We start from the raw sequence: 25,611 nt of genomic DNA on the forward strand, positions 1-25,611 counted from the left end.
TGCGGAAAGAGGTTTCGTCCCCTTCGTCTAGTGGCCTAGGACACCGCCCTTTCACGGCGGTAACAGGGGTTCGAGTCCCCTAGGGGACGCCACATTGCGGGAATAGCTCAGTTGGTAGAGCACGACCTTGCCAAGGTCGGGGTCGCGAGTTCGAGTCTCGTTTCCCGCTCCAAATAAACAAAGACACCGCCTAAGGGCGGTGTTTTTGTGTGCGCGGCTTTTATGTCGGTCAGAGGCCCGGCACCAAGCCGGGCGCGAGCGTCCTATTGAGGCGTATAGATCTGGTCGAAGACGCCGCCATCGGCGAAGTGGGTCTTCTGGATGCCACTCCAGGGACCGAATTCCTTTTGCGCATCGATCAGTTCGAGCTTGGGAAAGCGGTCGGCGTACTGCGCCAGGACCTGGGCGTTGCGCGGGCGCAGGAAGTTGTCCGCGGCGATCTTCTGGCCTTCTTCGGACCAGAGATACCTGAGGTAGTCCTCGGCCTCGGCGCGAGTACCTTTCTTGTCGACGACACTGTCGACCACGCTCACCGGCGGCTCGGCCTGCACCGAGATGCTCGGGTAGACCACCTCGAAGCCGCCCCGGCCGAATTCCCGGGCGATCATCTCGGCTTCGTTCTCGAAGGTCACCAGGACATCGCCCTGCTGATTCTTCATGAAGGTGGTGGTGGCGGCGCGACCGCCGGTATCCAGGATGGGCACGTGCTTGAACAGCTCGGCGACGAAGTCGCGGGCCTTCTGCTCGTCACCACCCGGTTGGCGCAGGGCGTAGGACCAGGCGGAGAGGTAGGTGTAGCGACCGTTCCCGGAGGTCTTGGGATTGGGCACGATCACCTGGACGCCGTCCTTGAGCAGATCGGACCAGCCATGGATGCCCTTGGGATTGCCCTGGCGCACGATGAGCACCGTGGCCGAGGTGAAGGGCGCGCTGCGATCGGGCAGGCGGGTTTCCCAGTCCTTGGGCACCAGGCCGCGATCAGCCAAGGCCTGGATGTCGGTGGCCTGATTCATGGTGATGACATCGGCCTGCAGGCCGTCGATGACCGAGCGGGCCTGCTTGCTGGAGCCGCCATGGGACATCTGGATCACCGGCGTGTCGCCGTGCTCGGCTTTCCAGTGTGCCTGGAAGGCCGGGTTGTAGTCCTTGTAGAAGTCACGCATGACGTCGTAGGAGACGTTGAGCAGCGGCGGCGCGGCGAGGGCCTTGGCGCTGGCCGCCAGGGCGGCGGCGAGCAGGGTGAAGCGAAGGATCTTCATGGGGGCATCCTGCGATTGGGGGTGCAGGACTATAGCCTGTCGCCCCGGCGGCGTGCAGAACGGCTGGAAATAAGCTCATGCTCAGCGACGGCAGTCGTGGCCGCCAATGGTAGACTTTCGCCCTTTCGCCTGCGGTTGGGCACGGCGCGGTGAACAAGGGCTCCTGATATGCGGTTGAGGTCGATCAAGCTGGCGGGATTCAAATCCTTCGTCGATCCGACGACGGTGAATTTCCCGAGCAACATGGCAGCGGTGGTCGGTCCCAACGGTTGCGGCAAGTCGAACATCATCGACGCCGTACGCTGGGTGATGGGCGAGAGCTCGGCCAAGAATCTGCGTGGCGAGTCGATGACGGACGTCATCTTCAATGGCTCCAACAGTCGCAAGCCGGTATCCCAGGCCTCCATCGAGCTGATCTTCGACAACTCCGACCACACCCTGGTGGGCGAATACGCGAGCTACGCGGAGATCTCCATCCGCCGCCGGGTGACCCGCGAGGGCCAGAACACCTATTTCCTCAACGGCACCAAGTGCCGCCGGCGGGATATCACCGATATCTTCCTCGGCACCGGCCTGGGGCCGCGCAGCTATTCGATCATCGAGCAGGGGATGATCTCCAAGTTGATCGAGGCGCGCCCGGAGGATCTGCGGCACTACATCGAGGAGGCCGCGGGCATCTCCAAGTACAAGGAGCGGCGGCGCGAGACCGAGAATCGCATTCGCCGCACCCAGGAGAACCTCGCCCGCCTCACCGACCTGCGCGAGGAGCTGGAGCGGCAGCTGGAACGGCTGCATCGCCAGGCGCAGTCGGCCGAGCGCTTCCAGGCCTTCAAGCAGGAGGAACGGCAACTCAAGGCGCAGTTGCAGGCGGTGCGCTGGCGCGAGCTGGATGGCCGCGTCGAGCAGCGCGAAAAGGTCATCCGCGACCAGGAGACGGCCCTCGAAGCCCTGACCGCCGAACAGCGCCAGGCGGACGCCGGCATCGAAAGACTGCGCGATGGCCATCATGAATTGAGCGAAGCCTTCAACCTGGTGCAGGGTCGCTTCTACTCCCTGGGTGGTGACATCGCCCGCCTGGAGCAGACCATCCAACACGGTCAGCAGCGCCAGCGTCAGTTGCAGGACGATCTGCGCGAAGCCGAACAGGCCCGTAGCGAGGCCGAATCCCATTTGGAGCACGACCGGGTGCTGCTCGCCACCTTCGAGGAAGAGCTGGCGATGCTCGAACCCGAGGAGGAGGCGGCACGTGAGTTGGGCGAGGAGGGCGGTGCCGCGCTGGAAGAGGCGGAGCTGGCCCTGGCGGACTGGCAGCAACGCTGGGAAGCGCTCAGCGCGGCGAGTATCGAGCCGCAACGGGAGGCCGATGTGCAGCAGGCGCGCATCCGCTCGCTGGAGCAGAGCCTGGAGCGCGGCATGGACCGGCAGCGCCGGCTGCGTGATGAACGCACTCTGCTGGGCGAGGACGGGCCTTCCGAGCGTCTGGTCATGCTGGAAGAGCAGATCGCCGAGGACGAGTTGCTGCTGGAGGGTTTGGCCGAACAGGAATTGCAGGTCGTCGAAGGCCTGCAGCGACTACGCGAAGAACTGCTGGGGTTGGCAGGCGAGCAGAGTCAGCGCCAGGGCGAATTGCAGCGCCTCGAAGGCCGCATTGCCTCGCTGGAAGCCCTACAGCAGGCGGCCCTGGCACCCGATACCGGCGCGGCCCAGTGGCTCGAGGCCGAGGGTCTCACTCAGGCGCCACAGCTGGCGGACGATGTCCAGGTCACCCCCGGTTGGGAGCTGGCGGTGGAGACCGTCCTCGGCAGCGATCTGCAGGCGGTCTGCCTGGATGACCTGGCGCCTCTGCGTCTCGCTACCTTCGCCAGCGGTGCCTTGAATCTGGCGCTGCCCGGCTCGCTGCCGGTCGCCGCCGGCAGCCTGCTGGAGCAGGTGCAGGCGCCGCGCGACCTGTCGCCCTGGCTGGGGCAGGTGCTGATCGCGAACAGTTACGACGAGGCGCTGGCGCGGCGGCCGGCCTTGGCACCAGGGCAGAGTCTGATCACGCCGGAGGGCTACTGGGTCTCCCGGCATTTCCTACGTGTGCGTCGTGCTCAGGCGGCCGAAGGCAGTGTCCTGGCCCGCGGCCGCGAACTGGAGGAGTTGCAGGCGCGACGCCTGGAGCTGAGCGAGGCGCTCGCCCTTCAGGAGGAGCGACTGGAGGATCGTCGCGCGGCCCAGCAACGTCTGGAAAGCGAACGTGAAGATGCCCGCCGTCGCCAACAGCAGGAGCAGCAGCGGCTGGCCGAATCCCGTGCCCAGCTCTCTGCCCAGCAGGCACGGGCCGAGCAGCTGAGCATCCGTCGGCAGCAACTGGAGGCCGATCTCCAGGACGTCGAGCAACAATTGGCGCGTGAGCAGGAGGAGTTGGGTGAATGCCGGTTGCGCCTGCAGGACGCCCTCGACGCCATGGCCGTGGATACCGAGCAGCGCGCGCTATTGCAGGAACAGCGCGATCGTCATCGGCAGGCGGTGGAAGCGGCGCGCCAGCGCCAGCGCCAGGCTCAGGAACAACTGCATCAGCTGACGGTGCGGCTGACCACCCTGAGAGCCCAGCGTCAGTCGACCTTCCAGGCGCTGGAGCGGCTGGAGTTGCAGACCGCACGCCTCGGCGAGCGCTGCGAGCAGCTCAATCTCAACCTGGAGGAAGGCGGCGAGCCCCTCGATGAATTACGCCTGCGCCTGGAAGAGTTGCTGGGGCGACGTCTGCAGGTGGACGAGGAAATGCGCACGGCGCGCCTGGCGCTGGAAGATGCCGATCGGGAGTTGCGCGATTTCGAGCGGCGGCGGCTGCAGGCGGAACAGCAGGCGACGCTGCTGCGCGGCCAGTTGGAGCAGCATCGCCTGGAATGGCAGGGCTTGGCGACCCGGCGCAGCGGCTTCGCCGAGCAGTTGGCGGCTGATGGCTATGACCTGCCGACGGTGATCGCGACCCTGCCGGCGGAGGCCAGCGAGGCAGCCTGGGAGGAGCAGCTGGAAGCCGTCGCGGCGCGGATCGGCCGGCTTGGACCGATCAACCTGGCGGCCATCGACGAATATCAGCAGCAGGCCGAGCGCAAGACCTATCTGGACGCCCAGAACGCCGATCTGGTGGAAGCGTTGGAGACCCTGGAAAGCGTCATCCGCAAGATCGACCGGGAAACCCGCAATCGCTTCAAGGATACCTTCGACCAGATCAATCACGGCCTGCAGGCCTTGTTCCCAAAAGTTTTCGGTGGCGGCAGTGCCTACCTGGAACTTACCGGGGAAGATTTACTCGATACCGGGGTTGCGATCATGGCGCGTCCGCCGGGCAAGAAGAACAGCACTATCCATTTGTTGTCGGGCGGTGAAAAGGCGCTGACGGCGCTGGCTCTGGTATTTGCCATCTTCCAGTTGAATCCGGCGCCGTTCTGCATGCTCGATGAAGTGGATGCACCCCTGGATGACGCCAACGTCGGCCGTTATGCCCGCTTGGTCAAGAGCATGTCGGAGAAGGTGCAGTTCATTTACATCACGCACAACAAGATCGCCATGGAGATGGCCGATCAGTTGCTGGGTGTGACCATGCATGAACCGGGCTGTTCGCGGCTGGTGGCGGTGGATGTGGAAGAGGCCGTGGCCATGGTCGATGCCTAATGCCCCACAGCCTCGCGGCTTGGCGGTGTAAAGTTGGCAATAGTCGTGCTAGCTTATGGCCGCGCTAGCGGTAAGTGGAAAAAGCTAAGAAGAACACTGACTTGGCGTAGGTTTCGGAGGTTTTGGAAAGACCTCGCAAGCGTCGACTTTCCAAAGTTTCCCGACGGGTGTCGGTCCATTATTTTCACAGGGGTATGTCTTTTTCATGGATATGGGTCTGCGCGAGTGGCTGATCATCATCGGCGTCATCGTCATCGCCGGTATTCTGTTCGATGGTTGGCGTCGCATGAGCGGCAAGGGCAAGCTCAAGTTCAAACTTGACCAGTCGTTGAACAATCAGCCGGAAAACGAGGACGAGGATCCGGAAATCGTCGGTCCGACGCGGGTGGTAGAACCCAAGGAGCCATCCCTGGACGATCCGGGCGAGCCGACGCCACCGCGCTCCACGCAGCGCAAGCGCCGTGAAGAACGCCGTGAAGAACCCAGTGCCGACAGCTTCGATCTGTCCAGCGATGAAAGCCTGGCAGGCCTGGCCGCCGATTCCGATGAAGTCGTGACCCGTGGTCGCGACAAGCCGCGCAAGGAAAAGCCGCTGAGCAGCAAGGCGCCCGAGCGTGAGTCGGTCAGCGAGCCCGTCAGCAGCAACAATAGTCAGGCGGCCATGGCGCCGGTGGACGAGGTGCTGGTGATCAATGTCATCTCTCGTGACGAGAAGGGCTTCTCCGGTCCGGCACTGCTGCAGAACATCCTCGAAAGCGGGCTGAGATTTGGCGACATGGACATCTTCCATCGCCACGAGAGCATGTCGGGCAATGGCGAGGTGCTGTTCTCCATGGCCAACGCCGTGCGTCCGGGCACCTTCGATCTGGATGCCATCGACGACTTCCACACCCCGGCGGTGAGCTTCTTCCTGGGTCTGCCCGGTCCGCGCCATCCCAAGCAGGCCTTCGACCTGATGGTCGCTGCGGCGCGCAAGCTGTCGTCCGAACTCAATGGCGAGTTGAAGGACGAGCAGCGCAGCGTCATGACCGCCCAGACCATCGAACACTACCGCCAGCGTATCGTCGACTTCGAACGCAAGAGCCTGATGCTCAAGCGTTGATCGCGCCGGAGCGAACCAAGAGCAGCCTCGGCTGCTCTTTTTGTTTGTAATCTTTGTAGCGGCGCCGCTGGTGGCGCCAGGGCCACCCCTAGGGTGGCGACAGTGAGAGACCACCATGACCGACGCCCAAGATGCCGTCACCCGCATCGCCGCCCTGCGTAGCGAGATCGACGCCCACAACTACCGCTACTACGTACTGGACGAACCGAGCGTGCCCGATGCCGAGTACGATCGGCTGTTCGGCGAACTCAAGACGCTGGAGGCCGAGCATCCCGAGCTGGTGACGCCCGACTCGCCCACCCAGAGGGTCAGCGGCGCGGCCCTGGCCGCCTTTGGCACCATCCGCCACGAGGTGCCCATGCTCAGCCTGGGCAACGCCTTCGCCGATGAGAATCTGCAGGACTTCGACCGCAGCGTTGGCAAGCGCCTGCGCGAGGAATTCGGCGAGACCGACTTCGCCGGGCCGGATTCCGGCGTCGAATACACCTGCGAGCCCAAGCTCGATGGCCTGGCGGTCAGCCTGCTGTACGAGGCGGGAATCTTGACCCGCGGCGCCACCCGCGGCGACGGCACCACCGGGGAAGACATCACCGCCAATGTGCGCACCATCCGCAACGTTCCGCTACGCCTGCAAGGCGAGGGCTGGCCGGCGGTGCTGGAGGTGCGCGGCGAGGTGTTCATGTCCCGCGGCGGCTTCGAGGCGCTCAATGCCCGGGCCATGGAAAGCGGCGGCAAGACCTTCGCCAATCCGCGCAACGCTGCCGCTGGCAGCCTGCGCCAGCTGGATTCGCGCATCACCGCCCAACGTCCGCTGGAGTTCTGCTGCTACGGTTTCGGGCGGGTCGAGGGCGGGGCACTGCCGGACACCCAGTACGACATCCTGCAGCGGCTGCGTGAATGGGGAATCCCCATCAGCCGCGAGTTGCGCAAGGTGCAGGGCGCGTCAGGCTGCCGCGCCTACTACGAGGACATCGGCCAGCGGCGCGATGCGCTGGCCTACGAGATCGACGGCGTGGTCTACAAGGTCAACCGGCTCGACTGGCAGGGCGAGCTGGGTTTTCGCGCGCGCGAGCCGCGCTGGGCGCTGGCGCATAAGTTTCCCGCTCGCGAAGAGCTGACCGAACTGCTCAATGTCGAATTCCAGGTGGGGCGCACCGGGGCCATTACCCCGGTTGCCCGGCTCAAGCCGGTACAGGTGGCCGGCGTCACCGTGACCAACGCTACCTTGCACAACATGGACGAGATCGCGCGGCTGGGCGTGATGATCGGCGACAGCGTGATCGTGCGCCGCGCCGGGGACGTCATCCCGCAGATCATGCAGGTGGTACCGGAGCGGCGGCCAGCGGATGCCCGGCCGGTGGAGATCCCCACCCATTGCCCCGTGTGTGGTTCGGCGGTGGAGCGCACCCAACTGATCAAGCGCGGCAAGGGCAAGGAGTCGGTCAGCGAAGGTGCGGTCTATCGCTGCGTTGGCCGGCTGGCCTGCCAGGCCCAGCTCAAACAGGCGATCATTCATTTCGCCTCGCGGCGGGCCATGGACATCGACGGCCTGGGCGATCGCATCGTCGAGCAACTGGTGGACCGCGAGCTGGTGAAGTCGCCGGCCGATCTCTACACCCTGACCTATGAGCAGGTGGTCGAACTGGAAGGCTTCGCCGAGGTGTCCAGTCGCAACCTGCTGGCCGCCATCGAGGCCAGCCGCCAGCCGGCGTTGGCACGCTTCATCTTCGCGCTGGGCATCCCCGAGGTGGGCGAGGAGACCGCCAAGCGCCTGGCGCGCGCCCTGGGCAGTCTGCAGCGCATCCGCGAGGCCCTGCCCGAGGTGCTGGTCTACCTGCCGGACATCGGGCCAGAGGTGGCCTTCGAGATCCATAACTTCTTTCAGTCTGCGCACAACCAAGACGTCCTGGAAGCGCTGCTGGCCAATGGTATCGAGCTGGCCGACGAGGGTGAGGTGCACGCCGAATTCTCCGGCTATGCCACCTTCGCCGACTTCCTCGACCAGTTGCACATTCCCTATCTGGGCAAGACCGGCGCCAAGACCCTGGCCACGGCCTTTCCCACGCTCGCGGCGCTGATCGAAGGCTCCCAGGACTGGTTGACCTTCAAGACCCTGTCCGGCCTCAACGAGCGGGCCAAGCAGGGGCTGCGCGAGTACTTCGCCGAGGCGGACAACGTCGCCCAGGCGCTGGCCATCGAGGCCCAGCTCAAGGCCTTCGGCATGCATTGGGAAAGCACGCGCCAGGTTGTACAGGGATTACCCTTCGCCGGTCAGACCTGGGTGCTCACCGGAACCCTGGAGGCCATGAGTCGCGATGCGGCCAAGGAGCGCCTGGAAGCCCTGGGCGCCAAGGTGTCGGGGTCGGTATCGGCCAAGACCGCCGTGGTGGTGGCCGGGCCGGGGGCGGGGTCCAAACTGACCAAGGCGAACGAGCTAGGGGTCACGGTGCTGGACGAGGATGCCTTCCTGCAGATCCTCGAGGCGCAAGGCGTTCGCTAGCGACAGGGATCAGGCCCGCAAGGGTCTGATCTTCACTGTTTCTGCCAATAACTGCAGGCGTTGTTGGTTATAACGAAGCGGTAATAAAGACGTGCCCATATTTTTCGCTTCGTTTAAAAACTGCTTTAAGGCAGTGCCAAGGCAATAACTGAAAAAATAAGGCTTCGCTTGGTTTAAGCGAAGCCTTATTTGTCGGCCAGAATAATTTCTAGGTTCAAGCGGAGCGCGTGGCGGGTTCGCTCGCACGTTGTTCTTTTTCGAGAACTTCTTCCACGGCGATAGCCGCCTTGGTCGTCTGGCGATAGCCATGGGGATTGAGCGACTGCCAGCCCCAGGCATCTTCCAGCATGGTGGCAAGGCTGCGTTCGGCGCGCCAGCCGAGCTCCTGCCAGGCCTTTTCCGGATCGGCCCAGCACTGGGCCACGTCGCCTGCGCGTCGCGGGGCGAAGTGACAGGGGATGTCGCGGCCCAATTGCTGTTCCAGGGTCGCCACCACCTCCTTGACCGAATGTCCGCGTCCGGTGCCCAGGTTCCAGGTCGAAACCCCGGGGCGCTCGGCCAGAGCGTTCAACGCCGCCAGATGACCGCGGGCCAGGTCCTGGACATGGATGTAGTCGCGGACGCCGGTGCCATCGGGCGTCGGGTAGTTGTCGCCGTAGACGTCCAGCCAGGGCCGGCGACCATTGGCCACCTGCAGCAGATAGGGCACCAGGTTGTTGGGCGTGCCCTGGGGGTCTTCGCCGATCAGGCCGGAGGGATGGGCGCCGATGGGATTGAAGTAGCGCAGCACGGCGATGGACCAGCGCGGATCGGCCCCGGCCAGCCCGCGCAGCACCTGCTCGGCCATGAGTTTCGACTGGCCATAGGGGTTGGTCGGCTCGGCGGTCGGGCAGCTTTCGCTGATGGGGGGAATGCAGTGACCGTAGACGGTGGCGGAAGAGCTGAAGACCAGCTGGTGCACCCCGGCGGCGGCCATGGCCTGGCAGAGCACCAGGGTGCCGCCGACGTTGTTGTCGAAATAGCGCAGGGGGTGCTGCACGCTCTCGCCGACCGCCTTGAGTCCGGCGAAATGCAGGACCCCGGTGATCGGCAGCTCCTGAAACAGCCGATCCAGGAGGGCGCGATCCCGGACGTCCCCGCGCACGAAGACAGGCGCCCGCCCGGCGAGCGTGGTAAGGCGCTGCACGGCTTCCACCCGGCTGTTGACCAGGTTGTCCAGAATCACCACCTCGTGGCCCGCACGGAGCAGCTCCAGCGTCGTATGAGAACCTATGTAGCCTGCGCCGCCCGTGATCATCAACATGCAACCGTCCTCACCAAACCTGTAGCCATTAATTCGAAATAACTGTTTCGTACAGACTCGAGTGCAACTAACGCTTCGCTTTAATTATTCTCGAGCGAAGCGTTAGTTGTGCCAATTCGTCGAGCAGACGTTGTTCTGAAGTTGAATGAAGATATTGGTTCTAGCGAAGCGGAAGTTCATCGACAAAGTTATGAACCCTTGCCGATTAGATAAGTCGATAACGTTGCTCGATATCGCGCAGTCAGACTGCCGATACCTTCGGGACGGTCTCTGGACGTTTTGCAAGTTGCCAAGGCGCCGGCCGAGGCGCGGCTGTTTTGCCGCCTTCGGCCAGGCGTCCGATCTCACAGGAGCACACCATGAGTTGGGCCGGCCCCCATACCGAAACGATCGGCAAGACCAAACAGCCCGCACGCGTTGCGGAGCGCCCCCTGGATCCCGCCAGGCCCCTGCTGCTATGCCTGGCCCATCTGCGCTGGAGCTTCGTCTACCAGCGTCCGCAGCACGAGATGGTGCGCTTCGCCGAGCACTACAACGTGCTCTATTGCGAAGAGCCCCTGGATACCACGGATGGCCGGTCGCACCTCGAGGTGCGGGTGGAGGAGAACGGCGTGCGGGTACTGGTGCCTCATCTGCCTCGCGGCCTCTCCGCGGAAGCCCGAGCCTGCGCCCAGCAGGAACTGCTGCAAACCTATCTGCAGGAGTTGCGGCAACCGGTGGCGGTGGCCTGGTATTTCACGCCCATGGCGCTGGACTATGCCGGCGAGATCCCGGCGCAGACCCTGGTCTACGACTGCATGGACGAACTCTCGGCCTTTCGCGGCGCGCCCCCGGCCCTGCTGCAGCGGGAGCGGGAATTGCTGCAGCGCGCCGACCTGGTGTTTACCGGGGGCTACAGCCTCTACGAAGCCAAGCGTGACCGCCATCCGCAGGTCTTTCCCTTTCCCAGCAGCGTGGACGTGGCGCACTTCGGTCAGGCTCGCGCGGCCCTGCCGGAGCCTGCAGACCAGGCCGGTCTGGCGCGGCCGCGGCTGGGCTTCTATGGCGTGATCGACGAGCGCCTGGATCTCGACCTGCTGGCCGCGGTGGCGCGGCTGCGTCCCCAGTGGCAGTGGGTGATCCTGGGCCCGGTGGTCAAGATCGATCCAGCCAGCCTGCCGCAGCTGCCCAATCTGCATTATCTGGGCGGCAAGACCTATGACGAGTTGCCGGCCTATCTGGCGGGCTGGGACGTGGCCCTGATGCCCTTTGCCCTCAACGAGGCGACGCGCTTCATAAGCCCCACCAAGACGCCCGAATACCTGGCCGGCGGCTGTCCGGTGGTGTCGACGCCCATCACCGATGTGGTGCGCACCTACGGCGACAGCGGCGTGGTCTGGATCGCCGAAGGCGCCGAGGCCTTTGTCACTGCCTGCGAGGCGGCCCTGGCCAGTCAAGATCAGCGCGAAGCCTTTCTGGCGCGCGCCGATGCCCTGCTGACCGGGATGTCCTGGGACAGCACCTGTGACCTGATGCGGGAGAAGATCCAATGGCGGTAACGGCGCTCGAGCGTTTCGACTATCTGATCGTGGGGGCCGGTTTCGCCGGCAGCGTGCTGGCGGAACGGCTGGCCGCGGGGCTGGGCAAGCGCGTGCTGGTGGTGGATCGGCGCCCGCACATCGGCGGCAATGCCTTTGATCACTATGACGATGCCGGGGTGCTGGTGCACCGCTATGGTCCGCACATCTTCCACACCAATTCCCAGCGCATCGTCGACTACCTGTCGCGCTTCACCGAGTGGCGGCCCTATGAGCACCGGGTCCTGGCCGACGTCGCGGGTCAACAGGTGCCCATCCCGATCAACCTGACCACCCTCAATCGCCTCTACGGTCTGGAATTGGACGAGCAGGGCGCCGAAGCCTTTCTCGCCGCCCGCGCCGAGCCGGTCGAGGACATCCGCACCTCCGAGGACGTGGTGATCAACCAGGTCGGGCGCGAACTCTACGAGACCTTCTTTCGCGGCTATACCCGCAAGCAGTGGGGCCTGGATCCGTCGCAACTGGACCGCTCGGTGACGGCGCGGGTACCGACCCGAACCACCACCGACGATCGCTACTTCGGCGACACCTTCCAGCAGATGCCCCTGCACGGCTTCACCCGCATGTTCGAACGGATGCTGGATCATCCCAACATCAAGGTGATGGTGAACACCGACTACCATGAGATCCGTGAACTGATCCCTCATGAGCATCTGGTCTACAGCGGACCGATCGACGAATTCTTCGATTATCGCTTCGGTCGCCTGCCGTATCGTTCCCTGACCTTCAAGCACGAGACGCGCGATACGCCGCGCTTCCAGCCGGTGGCGGTGGTCAACTATCCCAGCGAAGCGGTGCCCTACACCCGCATCACCGAGTACAAGCACCTCACCGGCCAGACGCACGAGCGCACCAGCCTGACCTACGAATATCCCAGTGCGGAAGGCGAGCCCTATTATCCGATTCCACGCCCGGAAAACGCCGAGCTCTTCCGGCGCTACCAACACCTGGCCGAGGCGACACCCAATGTCGTCTTCATCGGCCGCCTGGGGACCTATCGCTACTACAACATGGACCAGGTCGTGGGTCAGGCGCTGGCCGCCTACAAGCGCATCGAGGAAGCGGAACTGGGGCCGGCGGCGGGGGAGAGCGCCGAACATCACGAAAGCCTGGCACGGCAGGCACCATGAAAGACGTGATGGCCGAGCGCTCGCCCTTCCAGAGTTTCTTCATGGCCGGCTTCGAATGCTCCAGCCATAGACGCGCCGATGGCCGACGCCTGGATCTGCTCGCCAGCACTGGCCATGATCGCTGGGCCGCGGAAGACTATCGCGCGGTGGCCGCCCAGGGCCTGCGCACCGTGCGCGACGGCGTTCGCTGGCACCGCGTAGAGGCCCAAGCCGAGCGCTATGACTGGTCGAGTGTCCTGCCGCAGGTGCGTGCCGCGCGGGCGGCTAACGTCCAGGTCATCTGGGACCTCTGTCACTATGGCTGGCCCGATCACCTGGATATCTGGCGACCGGCCTTCGTCGATGCCTTCGCCCGCTATGCCGCCGCCTTCGCCCGGCTGCTGCGCGAGGAGGGCGAGACCCATCCCTGCCTGGCGCCGATCAACGAGATCTCCTACTGGGCCTGGGCCGGCGGCGACCAGGGTCTGTTCAATCCCACCGCCCAAGGCCGCGGTCAGGAGCTCAAGCATCAACTGGTGCGCGCCAGCATCGCCGCCATCGAGGCGATTCGTGACGAGTTGCCCGAGGCGCGGTTCCTTGCCATCGATCCGCTCATCCATGTCGCCGCGCGCCGCCCCGAGCAGCGCCAGGCCGCGGAGGCCTATCGCCAGGCCCAGTTCGAGGCCTGGGACCTGCTCTGCGGGCGTCAGTGGCCCGGCCTGGGCGGTCGCCCCGATTACCTGGACATCCTGGGTCTGAACTACTACTCCGACAACCAGTGGTATCTGGACGGCGGTACCCTGGCGGCGGACGATCCGGCCTATCGACCCCTGCAGGGGATGCTGGCCGAAGTCCACCAGCGCTATGGCCGGCCATTGCTGATCGCCGAGACGGGGGCCGAAGGTCCGGCGCGGGCCGCCTGGCTGGAACACGTCGCCGATCAGGTCGGGCGGGCGCTGCGCCAGGGCGTGCCGGTGCAGGGCATCTGCCTGTATCCGGTGCTCGACTATCCCGGCTGGGACGATGATCGCCTCTGTCCCACCGGGCTGTTCGGCATGGCCGACGGGGCAGGGCGCCGGGCGCTGCACGAGCCCCTGGCCGAGGTCCTGCAGCGCCAACGCCAGATACTGGCAGGCGGAGAGGGGCGATGAGCGCAGCCAGGCGCCGCGAGCAGCGGCGCGCCGAATGGCCCCTGCCGGAGCGGGTCGGCGGCTTTCTCTGGCGCTATGTCCGCCTGCGACCCTGGCACTTCGGCGGCCTGCTGTTGCTGGTGGTCGGCGCGGCGACCTGCGCGGTGGCGGTGCAATACGGCATGAAGCTGCTGGTCGATGCCATGGCCGATCCGGCTCGCCGGGCGGCGGTGTGGGGACCCTTCTGGCTGTTCATCTCGCTGATCGTGCTGGAGAACCTGTTCTGGCGCAGCGGTGGCTGGCTGGGTTGCCGTACGGTGGTGGCCAGCTGCGCCGATCTGCGCGTCGATCTGTTCCGCTATCTCACGGGCCATCCGATGCACTACTTCTCCCAGCATTTCGCCGGGGCCCTGGGCAATCGCATCTCCGCCACCGGAGCGGCCGCGGGGGCCATCTACGGCGGCCTGGCCTGGAAGATCATGCCGCCCTGCGTCGACTTCATCGGCGCGGTGGTGGTGCTCTGCACCGTGGACCTGCGCATGGCCGGAGCGCTGGTGGCCTTCGTGCTGATCGTGGCCTTAGTGATCACCGCCTTCGGCATTCGCGGGCGGGCGCGGCACCAGCGCTTCGCCGCCCAGTCGGCCCATGTCGGCGGCGAGCTGGTGGACCTGGTGCAGAACGTCTGGACCATCAAGGCCTTTTCCGCCCGGGAGCGCGAGGTGCAGCGACTGGCCCAGGCCATCGGCGTCGAGGCGCGTGCCCAGCGCAGCAGCTGGATGCATCTGGAACAGGCCCGGGTACTCCATGACACCTGCCTGTCGCTGATGGCCGGCGGTATGCTGGCCTGGGCCATCGCACTGTGGAGCCGCGGCAGCATCACCGCCGGCGACGTGGTCATGGTCAGTGCCCTGACCTTTCGCATCCTGCACGGCTCCCGTGACCTGGCCCTGGCGCTGGTGGACACCACTCAGCAACTGGGCGCCATCGGCGAAACGCTGCGCATCCTTATCCAGCCCCACGGCCAGAGTGATGTCGAGCGGCCCCTGACCCAGGCGCGCGGCGCCCTGAGCTTTACGGGCGTGAACTATCGCTATCCCGATGGGCGGCAGGTGTTCCAGGGTTTCGATCTGGAAGTGCCGGCCGGCCAGAAGATCGGGCTGGTGGGGCCGTCGGGTGCCGGCAAGTCGACCCTGATCGGGCTGTTGCAGCGCCTCGACGATGTCCAGCAGGGACGGATCTGCATCGATGGCGAGGACATCCGCACGGTCAGTCAGGACAGCCTGCGCCAGCGCATCGCCGTGGTGCCCCAGGAGACCGCGCTGTTCAATCGCAGCATTCGCGAGAACATCCGCTATGGCCGTCCGGAAGCCAGCGACGTCGAGGTAGAGGCGGCGGCCCGCCACGCCTATTGCGACGACTTCATCCGCGAGTTGCCTCTGGGCTACGACACCCCGGTTGGCGAGCGCGGCGTGCTGCTTTCCGGTGGTCAGCGCCAGCGTCTGGGTATCGCCCGGGCCTTTCTCAAGGATGCGCCCATCCTCATCCTCGACGAAGCCACCTCGGCGCTAGACAGCCATTCCGAGACGGTCATCCAGCGGGCACTGTTGGAATTGATGGAGGGCCGCACCGTGGTGGCGGTGGCCCATCGCCTATCCACCCTGACCGGCTTCGACCGCATCCTGGTGCTGGAGCAGGGCGTCATCGTCGAGGACGGCCCGCCGCAGCGGCTGCGCGAGGGGGAGGGCAGTTTCGCCGCGCTCTGGGACCTGCAGGCAGCACCCTAGCGAACCTAAGTCCTTGTATGGCTTGCAACTTCGCCCCAACCGCGTAGAATGACGCACCTCACCTCAGGGTGAGGCGTTATGGTGGCTCTGTCGGTCCCCCCGCAACGATCAACCGTGAACCCGGTCAGGCCCGGAAGGGAGCAGCCGCAGCGGTGATGTCGTGTGCCGGGGTGTGGCTGGCGGGGCCACCTCCATTTCTGCTAAGTAATTGTTTTACTTAGACATTCTCTGCTCTAGATTCCTTTGTGTGACAGCCGTTTAGCTCCTTCATGTGTGACATAGAAGGGCGCTTGGCGCTGATCCTATCTGCTTTACCTCCCTCAAGCAAAAGTCATCTTATACAGCCGTTCGTCGCCGCTAGGCGGATGAGTCATAGTCATACGAATCGGCTACCCTTCTTGTATTGAGAAACCTCATACAGGGTAGGGACACCATGAGCGACAAGCTTTTTCTTCTCCAAAGCCAAAAGAAATCCACAAGCCACGTTCTCCATTTGATCCTCTCTGTGATCACAGGTGGACTGTGGCTGATCGTTTGGTTTTGTGTAGCTATGAGTAATAAGTCGCACAATAATCGTATCCAAGGCGATATGAATCGCTTCTTTAGCTATAAAGCTCAAGGTATGACTGATGTTGAAGCATATCAGCATGAGGCGAAGGAGGTCGCTGAGCAAAAGAAGCTAAAGCTACGAGCGTTCATGGTAATTGCTGGGCTAATCTTCGTATTGTATCTGATTAACCATTGATAATGTTTGAAAGTGGACTCGAGTTTGTTAAGGGTGCTTTCAGAAAAGTACTTTGGCTGGCACCTCAAATACTTTTCCTTCCAATAACAATATTCGTTATGAAGGGCTTGTTTGGTTCGCCATCTGATATCAGTTTGGCTGTTCTATCTGGTGCTTTAACGGCAGCCGGCGCCTTCAGTGCTCTTGCTTACACTGCGGCCAAAGCGGATATCAACGAGGACTACAAAAAAAGTTATGAGCAGGCAGGGAACTATCTGTTTAGAGCGGCGCTGCTCTTCGGGGTCGTTCTGACGTTCCATTTTACTTTTCTGCACAAGGAAATGCTTGCTTACGGTTTGGATGCGCTGGCCCCTATCTATCTATTTGTCGGGGCTTCCTTGGCAGGGATGGGTTTTGTTTGGCTTCATATATGCCTTGGTTACCTTTGCAAGGCGTTGATATGGTCGCCTTGATTGGGAGGCTCGTCACCTCCCTTACCTCAAGCAGTGAACGCTGTATCGTCACCACCCACAAGCTCATTCATCAAGAATAGAAGCATCTCTTCATCTCCCTCCTTAACAGCCTCTTCCATCTTAAAAATCAAGCATCCTTGATACCATAGGTCATCTGGAATCTGCTTGCCTTCTGCTTGATAAGCCCGCATTACGTTACCTAGATTGGATTTCAATTCATTTAACATCCTCGCATCCCCTTATTGATTGGTGTTCTGTTGTGATTGTTGCTGAGTGCGGAAGCCCTGTTGACCGTTAAAGATGACAGTTGGCTTGCGTTCAAGACTTTCAACACGTTGCTCAAGATTCCGCAAGGTCCTACCAGTGTTGATCTGGTACTGGTCTAAGCTTTCATTCAGGTTGTTAATCTTGTTTTCCAACCTGCTCTGCATAGCGGTTAGGTTACGCTGCGTCTCAAGGGTTAGCTGATTGATGCTCTCTTTAAACTCTCGTTGCCACGTAGTGCTCTGACTAATTGACCAGCAGATAGCACCGATCAGGGCGATGTTAGTAAAGGCACAGATGTGCTGGAAGCTAAGCTTCATAGCAACACCTCTACCAGGCGGGACATCACAAAGCTTGAGCCTATACGGGCAGCTTTTTCATTCTTGAGTAGGGTGGTGATGAAGCTACCAATGCTCTTGTTGGGATATTGCTGGTTAAAGATCGCTACCAGCTTTTCAGGAAGTTGGATCGAACTTCGTTTGCCATGAACGACATAATTTACGAATACACGCATGTGATGCCTCGGGATTGCCAAAATAGAATGATTTAAACCAGTGTTTATGCGGTTTGTAGAGGTGCAAAAAGGGATGCCCTGTAGGGGCCATAGGGGTAGGCTAAAATAGCCCTTACAAACCGCTCTACGACGTTATACGGATAGTCTTGCTTTAGCCTTAGCAATAGCGGTGCGAGAGCGAGGGATATAGTTCACTTCCTGATACTCTCCGACACCACCAAGAGCCTCATGGAAACTCGGCGATACCTTCGCCAGCTCACCAGCATCAACAGCTTGTGAGGAAAGAAGCTTATCTTTCAGTGCATAGTATTTTTCGAGGACAGCATCAGAGACTTTGATGAGCTTGTGAGTGGTGCTGTTCTTGGGTTTGAAGCTGGTGGTTATAGCGCCAGTGATAAGATTTGATGATTTATGGATGATTAGATAATTCATTATTTTTATATCTCAGAAATTAGAACGCCCCAATCAAGGGGCGCTGTATAGTTGTTTTTAGTTAACGTCCTACAGATGGATATTGATAGCGCGTGTCTTCAAGAACGTTAGATTGAGTGCGGCGAGCAATGTCCTGAATACCACTCTGCATCTGTTCAAGAAGCTGATCAGGGTTTAGGTTTGTCCCATTGATTACTACAGCACCGGAAGCGATGTTAACGCTGTTGTTAATCTGCCGATTGTCGTTGTTACTATAGCTCTGGGTCATCTGCTGCATGATCCGATCACTGTCCGGCGTACTAACCCTTGGGTCCTGACCGAACTGAGGGGCCATTGCAGGAGGGAGAGCATCAGGCATCTTGAACGGGTTGATAGGTTCCTGATACTTCAGAGCAGAGGGTTGGTAGAGCTTGAAGTCTGGCACCCATCTGTTACCGGCCTCGCCTTGCTGTGGACCTAAGACGAAACGCTTTAGGGAGTCCCAAGCATCACCAGCACCAAGGATGTTGTTATCAATTGCCCAGCCTGGACCGCTGTTAGTGGCGAGGCGCTTGCCGATCCACGTTGCAGTGTCCTTACCGGCCTCAATAGCTGCATCCGTCTGCTTGGCATCTGGAAGCTTGCGGTAGTTGTCGTACCATTTGGCAAAGCCCGTCAGGCTCTCGGTGAAGCTAGTCATCTTCTCCACCACAGGAATCTCAACCAGTCGGGTGAACAGCTCCTGTAGGGGCACAGCGGCTGCGTACAGCTCCTGCTCAGCCTTGTTCCGATCCTCAAGAGTCTTGGTCAGCTCCTCGCTGTTCCTTTCCATATCAGCCCAAAACTTGCTGTTGGCGGTGCGTTGAGCGTCAGCACGGAGGGAATCGGATGACTCCTCGATAGCCTTAGCATTGCGCTGGGCCGAGAGGGTGAGGGCGTTTACAACGTCTGCCCACTTCACAAAACCTTTCTGCTGATCCTTGGCGTACTTAATGCTCCAGTCCTGCATGGTGCCGCCCCATCCCTTGCCCTTGGCGTAGGACTCGATCAGGGTGGACTTAAAGCCGCTATCACTGTCAGCAATGGTGGACAGGTCCTCCTGGGTCACCTGGTTCTTGCCCTGGATTTGCAATAGCTGGCGGATGAATCGTTGCTGTTGATCTGCCCCGAGGTGAGCGAAGGTAGCCCGCTGCTGGATCAACTCCCAATTCCGTAGAGCGTCGCGAGTAGAGGTGCCTGCCATACGTTGGTTAACGAGGAGGCTGTTGAAGTCCCTGATACCGCCTTCAGCGTCCGTACCGTACTTGTTCGTGGTACGGCGGTAGTAGTCCATAGCGTTTGATTTACGCTCGTCTGAGCCCCCCACAGACTGTCCCAGAAGCATACGGGCCGTATCGGTGCGGATGACGCGATCCTGTACGCTGTTGATCTGACCGTTTAGGGCCTGGATCGAGGAGTAACCCGCATACCCGGCTAGTCCCGCCAAACCTGCTCGACTGGCTGCAACCATCCCAGCAACACCACCAGCACCACTGTTACCCTCAGCGATGGCCTCACCCTGGCGAGCAGTGGCACGCATTGATTGGGATAGAGGGCTACGTTCTACTATGGCTTTAATCTTGATGCTGTTAGCGCTGAATTGGGCACGTTGAACGGCAGATTGAAGGCTACGGTTGAGCTGAGCATTATCGATCCTAAACCGATCAAGCTTGAACTCGGTGAGCCGGCTAACCTGGTTTAAGCTTTTCTGGATCTGCTTTTGAAATTGAAGGCTGTTAAATTGAACCTTTGGCATCACAACGAGGCTTTTGCCAAACTGCTCCTTTAGCTTCAGCATCATGGCTTCGAGCCGTTGTATTGCCTGTTCTGCTTGGCGTAGCTGAGCTTTGTTGACTTTGATGTTTAGCTCGCTATAAAAGCTTGCTATTTTTGTTTCTGACATAAAATTTACTCTGAATTGAGGTTTAAGTGAGCATTTTTGAAGATCTGAAAAATACGAAAATTACTGACACTGCTTTCTATCTGATGTTTGTTTTAACATTGCTAGCACCTGGGACAGCCTATTCAATGGTTTTCCATATGGAAGTATTCACAGAGCTAGATAGCTGGAAAGTGCTCTTGATGGTTATAGCTATGGGGGCGCCGTTGTTTGTTGTAACCACGGCCGTGACTTATATGACTAATCATAGCTATTTCGAAGGTGAAGATGGCCTGAGAATTTTAGGCTTTTATTCTTGTTTGAATGTTTTGGTCACGCCATATGTAGTGCTAATGATAGCAGTTGATCAAGGATTTAGTTTCTTCGCTACATCTATAGCTGCATTTGCTTCTTGCGTAATTGGTGGTGCAGTTCTAGGCGGAGCTAGTCGAATATAGTGAGTGTGCCGTCCATGGCTTTTTGTCATTACTCGACGGCTTGGTAAGCTGCTTTGAAGTTTTTGTCTTTCAGCATCTGATCCAGGGTGACATCTTTGCTACCGTACTGTTGGGCAAGCTTATACGTCAGCATAGTTGTGCCTTCTGCCCGTACGAGAGTCACACCAACAGTTTTGAGAATGGGAGCAACGTCTAAACTGATGGTAGTAGTGGCGACACGACCGTCAGCCGATACAAGGAACGCATCAACCATCGGTGACATTGCTTTAACTTTTGTGATGCCAGCTTGCTCCATCAGCTTCTTAGTCTTGGCAAGAGTCTCTGGATTAGACTTAAGCTCCAGCCCTTGGGTAGGTTTGGTCTTTAGCACCACGTGCTCTTTAGTTTTCATTTTCAGAATCTTCTCTTTGATACTCATTGTTCTTGTTCCTCTAGGTTTTTAAGCATCTGCTCATATTGCTCAACAGCTTTCTTCTGAGCTTCTGCGTCTTTCTTAGCCCGTTGCGCGTGAACTTTTTCTGCTTCTTTAGCCGCTTCGTCTGCCAATAGATCAGCCTTTAGCTTTTGTTGTAGTGCCTTGGCATTTACTTCTACCGCTGCGACATAAGCATCTTGAATCATCTGTTCAATAAACCTCTTGTCGTCTCCTTGAAGACTTGCAGGCTTCAAGAAGTTGATACCGTAGCTACCATTCCCAGAGCTAGTGGAGCGTTCAGTATCAAGCAGGGTATAGCCTTCAGAGGCAAGGTGTAGAACGCCCTGTGAGAAGGTGTTGAGAGTAGTGGCGTGTAGCTTTACTTTGCTATGAGCAAAGGCTGGGTTGCTATAGACTGCAATAGCAGTATCCATTAGCTGGCGACACTCTTTGCTGTCATATTTAAAGGATTCAGTTTTTATAGGGAAGGTAAACTGGCTACGAAATGAGTTAAGGGTTTGGTAAGACATGGTGATACTCCAGATATTTAAGTTTAGTTTATTGAGGCCGTAAGGTGCCCTCAGACCATTTAGTCTTTTAGACCGAATTAGGGTTTTAGTTAGGGTGAAACGCAGAGGGAAAGTTAGAGATTAAAAAGGACATTCATCAGAAGTGAAATAACCTTGTTTGCTGTCATAGATGAACCATTCACCCAAAATCTTACAGCCTCCGTTACCTTTCAAAACATTATCAGCATCCTTAACCCCGTTGGCTTCCAATACGTACATTGCTTCCGTCGTTTCCAGTTGCTTGAAATTAGTAGAAATAAACTGAGCGATAGTTTCAAAGATAATTTTAGTTTGTTTTGCTGGCTCTTCTATATCATCTTCAAAATCCCAAGGATCACGATCAGGCTCAGTTCGGTATTGAATCTGTTCTACTGGCTCTTGATAGCTACTATAGTTATCAGCGGCACACTCCATCAAAGTATCAAAGTCATCCTCTTCTTCTACGACGTTCTCTACGGCCTTTATAGGCTTTTTAGGTGTAGGAGCTACCTGGCTATCAACTTGTTTTGGTCGTTCAACCTGCACGCTTACAGAGGGCTTCTGAGCGATGTTATCAGGCTGCACTAACATCAGATTATTAAAGCGCTTGAAGAACCATTTCTGCCGTGTTGCTGTAGCTTTCCTTTTCTCGGCAAATAGGACGCCGTGCTTAGTGAAAAAGGTTATAGCTCGCATCACGGTCTTACGATCGATTGATAGTTCATTAGCCACGGAGTCAAGGGTGTCGTAATATTCTTTCTTTTCGCGAGTGAAGAATTCACACCGTTGCTTCATCCAGCAATAGATGACTTTCTGTTGCATCGTGATTTCTACAATCTCACCGGTAGCGCTTGAGACAAAACTATTCGCAGCAAGTAGATCATAAGGTAGTTTTAGGAATTGTTCAGCGTTTGATTGGTTCTGCATTTTGGTTATCCTCAACATTTGGGAATTGGGTTGATTTCATTTCTTTATAAGCTTTCGTAATTAGAAGCTGTACCACGTGTTTAGGTGAACAGTTTCCGTTATGCTCAATCAGTGCGATCAGCTCTTGAGCGCTACGGTCGTTAAGCCCGATCTTCATACAACACCTCTTAAGTTAATGTAGGTCCTTTTTGGGACTAACATCATTCAATCTTATTGATCTTACGATCATCAACACACAAACAATGATAAAGGACGAAAAGCCCTAACACTCAAAGCCAGCACCAAAGTAAGAATTAGCACGGATAAGAATATAGGATTACAAAGAACGTTCTTTGCTTTTATGCTCTTGTATTTAAAGTTCTGCGTGTCGAGACGGAGTCGAGTCAAAGCAGGACTTAGTAGTTATTAATTTTGATCATTTATTTCTCCTTCTTTTAAAATCTATCTATATTTCTATTTATCTCTCTATCTATATACGGTACCTCAAAGGGACCTACATTAGTCCTAAAAGGGACCAAGGTAGATACCTCAAAGGGACTAACCAATTCTGCTCAGTAGCTCATATAGCTCCGCATCCCGTAGCCTGTTTAAGATCAGGTTGAGCATGTCGCTGGCGCTTAGCCTGTTCTCCTGTGCTAAGTGATTGAGATATTGAAGATTGCTAGATTTTAAGCTTATGTGCTGTCTTTACTCATTGGTGTTTACCTCTTTCTTTTGTTTTAACATCTTGAATCCGTGTTCAGGGCCTTGTCCTGGGAAGTGTTTGCACCTCCACCTGTGAAAGGCTGAATGACATTTGGTGGAACACAATCTTTTACTGCTTCGAGTGGTGGTCATAGGGGAAGAACACCACTCACAAGGTTTTATGATTTGCATTTTTGTTTTACCTTTTCGAATGAATAACAAAATTAGAGCAATAAAAACCCTCGCTGTTGATGTAAACCAGCAAGGGTGTGAAGAATAAAAAAAAGGCAGTAGGGAAAGTTCACTAACTGCCGAGGTGCACAGGAGGAGAGTGCTTGGAGTATAAAAGGTGCTAACTCCCGTTGATGTTTGGCAACGTAGTTAGCTGCTCACACGATTCTTTACTTCATTCCGCTGGATGAGCTTGCTGAAGAACCCGGTTAGAGGTGAGGACAAGTCAGAGAACATCGTAGAGGTAAGCGAGCGGGGGAGAGCAGAAGCCTCACCACGAGATGTTTACAACGGCAACATCCAAGCCTGAGTTGCGGAGACACGAAAACCCAACGCGTGGGCTGGGGTACTCATCAATGTAATAAGTTAATTATATCAAGAGGCGCTTAAATCCAGCTATGGGATTTATCTCAAAGGCGTGTAAGAGATTAGCTATTAAGCTGGCTGCGCTCTAAATTTGCATCTCTTATAATTAAATAATAGCATAACACCCCCCATTTTTGTCAATATACTGAACAACTTATTTTACATACATTAAATATAGAAAATATACAGGAATGCAGTAATAACAAGGGTTGTAGCGATATTAACCATTTACAGGCTACATACCATCCGACGAACGGTATCATTTGTAATAGTGTTTCCCTACGTGGAGACCTCTGGACCATAATACTTCGTCAATCGCTTGAATCAATATTTCAATTTCAGTGTTCTTTGCACTAAAGGTAACCTGTTCATTTGGCTTGCGTAGGGTTGACTCTCTTAGATTATGCCGTTCTATCAATAGCTCCGCTGTTGTCTTCGTTTCATACTTTTCTATTAATTTAAGGTCGGATACATATGCTGTCAGCCGGGCTTCTTTAATTTTAATTTCTTTCTTTCTGACCCACCATACAAAAGGAGCAGGAATGAGAAAAAATATTAGCAGGATGATTAACGTTATCGCTGTGTTCATCGATTTTTCCTTTAAGCTATCGTAGCCTCTGAACAGTCTAGTGCACCATGCCACGTTCTGCGCTAAAGAATTTCAATGCGCTGCCGATACAAGTGTACTGCATAAAGGAGGTGCGTTATGTTGGAAAAAATTGTATCTATCTTTTCTATGCTTTGGTCCTTCTGGGAAAAGCTTGATGAAAAGACTAAAAGCTCTATCATAGAAGCGATAATCAAAGCGTTTGAGCCTGTTTTTCGCAAGCAGTACAAAGACTCTCGCGATCCGGATTTCAAAGTATGACCAGCCTTGTAAAAGTTATTGCCCGCTATCCGGAAGTAGCAGAAACCGCTGCGGTGGTTGTTGCTAAGCAAGTAGAGGCGGTTGTTGTTAGCAGCCTTGCTAATGGCGAGAAGGCAGCAGAGTTTGCTATGGAGGTAAGCGGCTTCGTTAAAGGCGAGAAATTTAGGTCTGAGCTCAGCTCCGCCGTAGGTGAGCCGTTTAACACTGAGTCGGAAGATGAGTTTGTCGGACGTGCTAAAGAGGCTATGAGGGCTCTACTTAAGAAGAAGTTTATTTAGGTTCAGATATATAGCTCCTCTGTTAAGTAGAATCTGACGGAGGAGTATCGATTTCACCTAAACGGTTAAAATATTGACCTATAGGCTACCTGCAAACCTCTTGGTGCAACGCTGGGAGGTAGGATGTAGCGTAGTAGCCAGAAATGACAAAGCCCCAAAAAGGGGCCTTATAGCTCGTTGCGTGGGATGTAAGTAGTCAGCCTTTGTTCCAATGACGCTTAACCGTTGCGATACCTACGCCGAGATCTTTGGCAGCTTGGCTCTGAGTCAATCCGCGTGTCTTAGCTGCCTGTACCTTCTCAGTAGTGCCTACAGCTTCAGGTCTGCCTAGCTTCTTGCCTTCTGCCTTCGCTCGCTCCAGGCCGGCATGCGTGCGCTCGATCAACAGATCGCGTTCGAACTCAGCCACCGCACATAGCACCTGCATCGTCATCTTGCCTGCTGCACTGGTCAGGTCTACTCCGCCCAAGGCCAGACAATGAACCCGGATACCCTCATCTGACAGCTTTTCAATAGTGCTACGTACGTCCATAGCGTTACGGCCTAGACGGTCGAGCTTGGTGACGATCAGCGTATCTCCGTGCTCCATGCGCTCTAGAAGCTTCTGGAAGCCTTTACGCTCACTGGCTTGGGTAGAGCCGGACACCGTCTCAGTGACTACCCTGCGAGCATCGACCGCGAAACCTGCCTGCTGTACTTCGAGCAATTGGTTGTCTGTGGTTTGGTCGGCAGTGGAGACGCGGGCATATAGGAACGTACGGCTCATCTCGATCCCTCGGTATCAATAAAGGTGGGATCATTTTACCAGCGTATCAAATAGTCGTTCAGCCTATTTGTTGATACCAGTTAACGTATCGGATGAGCGGTATCCTTTAACGGTCGATTGATGATCCCTAGAGGAACCTGTGAGCCTTTGCCAGAGCATGTTCAAGAGCGGTGACACACTCCTTTTCTTTGGCATAGGCGGAGAAGCGCTGATGCAAGTCCACCTTGGCACGTTCCAGGCTGGCTTTCCGCGTAGCTAGCTGCTGCTCTAGCAGGTCTTTGTTCGTGCTGACCTCGCAGAGAGGGGTAGTACGTTTCATAGCAATCTCCTCACGATTTTGCTGGGACC

The 25,611-nt window shown here is 57.7% G+C and carries 26 protein-coding genes, 2 tRNA genes and 1 other RNA gene; 15 read left to right on the top strand and 14 right to left on the bottom strand.

Annotation, left to right across the window (positions count from 1 at the left end; all coding sequences use genetic code 11):
• The first annotated feature begins 16 nt into the window (after positions 1-16).
• Positions 17-92: transfer RNA gene (locus AX284_RS05110), tRNA-Glu, on the top strand.
• 4 nt (positions 93-96) lie between these two features.
• A tRNA-Gly gene (locus AX284_RS05115) sits at positions 97-172 on the top strand.
• Between the two features lie 91 nt (positions 173-263).
• Here AX284_RS05115 and AX284_RS05120 read toward each other — a convergent pair.
• Complete coding sequence (locus AX284_RS05120) at positions 264-1,259, bottom strand: sulfate ABC transporter substrate-binding protein (RefSeq protein ID WP_064308485.1); 996 nt, start codon at positions 1,257-1,259, stop codon at positions 264-266.
• A gap of 168 nt (positions 1,260-1,427) precedes the next feature.
• Here AX284_RS05120 and smc point away from each other — a divergent pair, with 168 nt between their 5' ends.
• The 3 genes from smc (at position 1,428) to ligA (ending at position 8,515) form a co-directional block, all read left to right on the top strand.
• Positions 1,428-4,913, top strand: a complete 3,486-nt coding sequence (smc, locus tag AX284_RS05125; RefSeq protein ID WP_064308484.1) for a chromosome segregation protein SMC — start codon at positions 1,428-1,430, stop codon at positions 4,911-4,913.
• Positions 4,914-5,118: 205 nt separating this feature from the next.
• Entirely contained in the window at positions 5,119-6,015 is an 897-nt protein-coding gene (zipA, locus tag AX284_RS05130) for a cell division protein ZipA (RefSeq protein WP_064308483.1), read from the top strand.
• Positions 6,016-6,130: 115 nt separating this feature from the next.
• A complete protein-coding gene (gene ligA / locus AX284_RS05135) occupies positions 6,131-8,515 on the top strand; it encodes an NAD-dependent DNA ligase LigA (RefSeq protein WP_068383881.1) in 2,385 nt (794 codons plus the stop codon).
• Positions 8,516-8,729: 214 nt separating this feature from the next.
• Here the strand turns inward: ligA and galE are convergent, their stop codons facing one another.
• Positions 8,730-9,818, bottom strand: a complete 1,089-nt coding sequence (galE, locus tag AX284_RS05140) for a UDP-glucose 4-epimerase GalE (RefSeq protein ID WP_017639608.1) — start codon at positions 9,816-9,818, stop codon at positions 8,730-8,732.
• Positions 9,819-10,177: 359 nt separating this feature from the next.
• Between galE and AX284_RS05145 the strand changes: the two genes are divergently transcribed.
• The 7 genes from AX284_RS05145 (at position 10,178) to AX284_RS05175 (ending at position 16,615) form a co-directional block, all read left to right on the top strand.
• Complete coding sequence (locus AX284_RS05145) at positions 10,178-11,356, top strand: glycosyltransferase family 1 protein (RefSeq protein WP_068383883.1); 1,179 nt, start codon at positions 10,178-10,180, stop codon at positions 11,354-11,356.
• Positions 11,347-12,525 carry a UDP-galactopyranose mutase gene (glf, locus tag AX284_RS05150; protein WP_064308481.1) on the top strand — a complete coding sequence of 393 codons (1,179 nt, stop codon included), beginning with the start codon at positions 11,347-11,349 and terminating at the stop codon, positions 12,523-12,525. Before AX284_RS05145 ends, glf begins: the two co-directional genes overlap by 10 nt.
• An 8-nt stretch (positions 12,526-12,533) precedes the next feature.
• Positions 12,534-13,655, top strand: coding sequence for a beta-glucosidase (locus tag AX284_RS05155; protein WP_017639611.1), 1,122 nt, complete (start codon positions 12,534-12,536; stop codon positions 13,653-13,655).
• A complete protein-coding gene (locus tag AX284_RS05160) occupies positions 13,652-15,418 on the top strand; it encodes an ABC transporter ATP-binding protein (RefSeq protein WP_064308480.1) in 1,767 nt (588 codons plus the stop codon). The genes AX284_RS05155 and AX284_RS05160 overlap by 4 nt, the downstream gene beginning before the upstream one ends.
• A gap of 88 nt (positions 15,419-15,506) precedes the next feature.
• An RNA gene (gene ffs, locus AX284_RS05165) (signal recognition particle sRNA small type) lies at positions 15,507-15,603 on the top strand.
• A 248-nt stretch (positions 15,604-15,851) separates the two neighbouring features.
• Positions 15,852-16,163 (top strand): hypothetical protein, encoded by a 312-nt coding sequence (locus AX284_RS05170; RefSeq protein WP_068384007.1) that lies wholly within the window; start codon positions 15,852-15,854, stop codon positions 16,161-16,163.
• Positions 16,164-16,261: 98 nt separating this feature from the next.
• Positions 16,262-16,615 (top strand): hypothetical protein, encoded by a 354-nt coding sequence (locus AX284_RS05175; protein WP_068383885.1) that lies wholly within the window; start codon positions 16,262-16,264, stop codon positions 16,613-16,615.
• 26 nt (positions 16,616-16,641) lie between these two features.
• On the opposite strand, the gene AX284_RS11840 is transcribed toward AX284_RS05175, so the two are convergent.
• The 5 genes from AX284_RS11840 to AX284_RS11905 form a co-directional block, all read right to left on the bottom strand.
• Entirely contained in the window at positions 16,642-16,842 is a 201-nt protein-coding gene (locus tag AX284_RS11840; RefSeq protein ID WP_153015314.1) for a hypothetical protein, read from the bottom strand.
• 12 nt (positions 16,843-16,854) lie between these two features.
• On the bottom strand, positions 16,855-17,199 hold the full coding sequence (locus AX284_RS05180; protein ID WP_068383887.1) for a hypothetical protein: 345 nt from the start codon (positions 17,197-17,199) through the stop codon (positions 16,855-16,857).
• Positions 17,196-17,393: a hypothetical protein gene (locus AX284_RS11845; RefSeq protein ID WP_153015315.1), complete on the bottom strand. Its 198-nt coding sequence runs from the start codon at positions 17,391-17,393 to the stop codon at positions 17,196-17,198. The genes AX284_RS05180 and AX284_RS11845 overlap by 4 nt, the downstream gene beginning before the upstream one ends.
• 132 nt (positions 17,394-17,525) lie before the next feature.
• Positions 17,526-17,825, bottom strand: a complete 300-nt coding sequence (locus tag AX284_RS11850; RefSeq protein ID WP_153015316.1) for a hypothetical protein — start codon at positions 17,823-17,825, stop codon at positions 17,526-17,528.
• A 61-nt stretch (positions 17,826-17,886) separates the two neighbouring features.
• Positions 17,887-19,746 (bottom strand): hypothetical protein, encoded by a 1,860-nt coding sequence (locus AX284_RS11905; RefSeq protein ID WP_068383889.1) that lies wholly within the window; start codon positions 19,744-19,746, stop codon positions 17,887-17,889.
• Between the two features lie 26 nt (positions 19,747-19,772).
• Between AX284_RS11905 and AX284_RS11860 the strand changes: the two genes are divergently transcribed.
• Positions 19,773-20,180 carry a hypothetical protein gene (locus AX284_RS11860; RefSeq protein ID WP_153015317.1) on the top strand — a complete coding sequence of 136 codons (408 nt, stop codon included), beginning with the start codon at positions 19,773-19,775 and terminating at the stop codon, positions 20,178-20,180.
• A 28-nt stretch (positions 20,181-20,208) separates the two neighbouring features.
• Here AX284_RS11860 and AX284_RS05190 read toward each other — a convergent pair whose 3' ends face one another.
• The 5 genes from AX284_RS05190 to AX284_RS11870 all read right to left on the bottom strand — a co-directional run bounded on the left by AX284_RS05190 (position 20,209) and on the right by AX284_RS11870 (position 23,940).
• Positions 20,209-20,598, bottom strand: a complete 390-nt coding sequence (locus tag AX284_RS05190) for a hypothetical protein (RefSeq protein WP_068383891.1) — start codon at positions 20,596-20,598, stop codon at positions 20,209-20,211.
• Positions 20,595-21,125: a hypothetical protein gene (locus AX284_RS05195; protein ID WP_068383893.1), complete on the bottom strand. Its 531-nt coding sequence runs from the start codon at positions 21,123-21,125 to the stop codon at positions 20,595-20,597. Before AX284_RS05195 ends, AX284_RS05190 begins: the two co-directional genes overlap by 4 nt.
• Before the next feature lie 120 nt (positions 21,126-21,245).
• Entirely contained in the window at positions 21,246-22,070 is an 825-nt protein-coding gene (locus AX284_RS11865) for a DUF6945 domain-containing protein (RefSeq protein ID WP_153015318.1), read from the bottom strand.
• Positions 22,048-22,227 carry a hypothetical protein gene (locus tag AX284_RS11910; RefSeq protein ID WP_160329273.1) on the bottom strand — a complete coding sequence of 60 codons (180 nt, stop codon included), beginning with the start codon at positions 22,225-22,227 and terminating at the stop codon, positions 22,048-22,050. Before AX284_RS11910 ends, AX284_RS11865 begins: the two co-directional genes overlap by 23 nt.
• Positions 22,228-23,610: 1,383 nt before the next feature.
• Positions 23,611-23,940 carry a hypothetical protein gene (locus AX284_RS11870; protein WP_153015319.1) on the bottom strand — a complete coding sequence of 110 codons (330 nt, stop codon included), beginning with the start codon at positions 23,938-23,940 and terminating at the stop codon, positions 23,611-23,613.
• A gap of 117 nt (positions 23,941-24,057) precedes the next feature.
• Between AX284_RS11870 and AX284_RS11945 the strand changes: the two genes are divergently transcribed.
• Entirely contained in the window at positions 24,058-24,219 is a 162-nt protein-coding gene (locus AX284_RS11945; protein ID WP_177329648.1) for a hypothetical protein, read from the top strand.
• Positions 24,216-24,497, top strand: coding sequence for a hypothetical protein (locus AX284_RS05205; protein ID WP_068383897.1), 282 nt, complete (start codon positions 24,216-24,218; stop codon positions 24,495-24,497). The genes AX284_RS11945 and AX284_RS05205 overlap by 4 nt, the downstream gene beginning before the upstream one ends.
• Positions 24,498-24,693: 196 nt before the next feature.
• Here AX284_RS05205 and AX284_RS05210 read toward each other — a convergent pair whose 3' ends face one another.
• Both AX284_RS05210 and AX284_RS05215 read right to left on the bottom strand, forming a co-directional pair.
• Positions 24,694-25,263 carry a recombinase family protein gene (locus AX284_RS05210; RefSeq protein WP_068383899.1) on the bottom strand — a complete coding sequence of 190 codons (570 nt, stop codon included), beginning with the start codon at positions 25,261-25,263 and terminating at the stop codon, positions 24,694-24,696.
• A 127-nt stretch (positions 25,264-25,390) separates the two neighbouring features.
• Positions 25,391-25,582 (bottom strand): hypothetical protein, encoded by a 192-nt coding sequence (locus AX284_RS05215; protein ID WP_068383901.1) that lies wholly within the window; start codon positions 25,580-25,582, stop codon positions 25,391-25,393.
• Positions 25,583-25,611 lie beyond the last annotated feature (29 nt).

The sequence above is a fragment of the Pseudomonas sp. HUK17 genome (assembly GCF_001566765.1).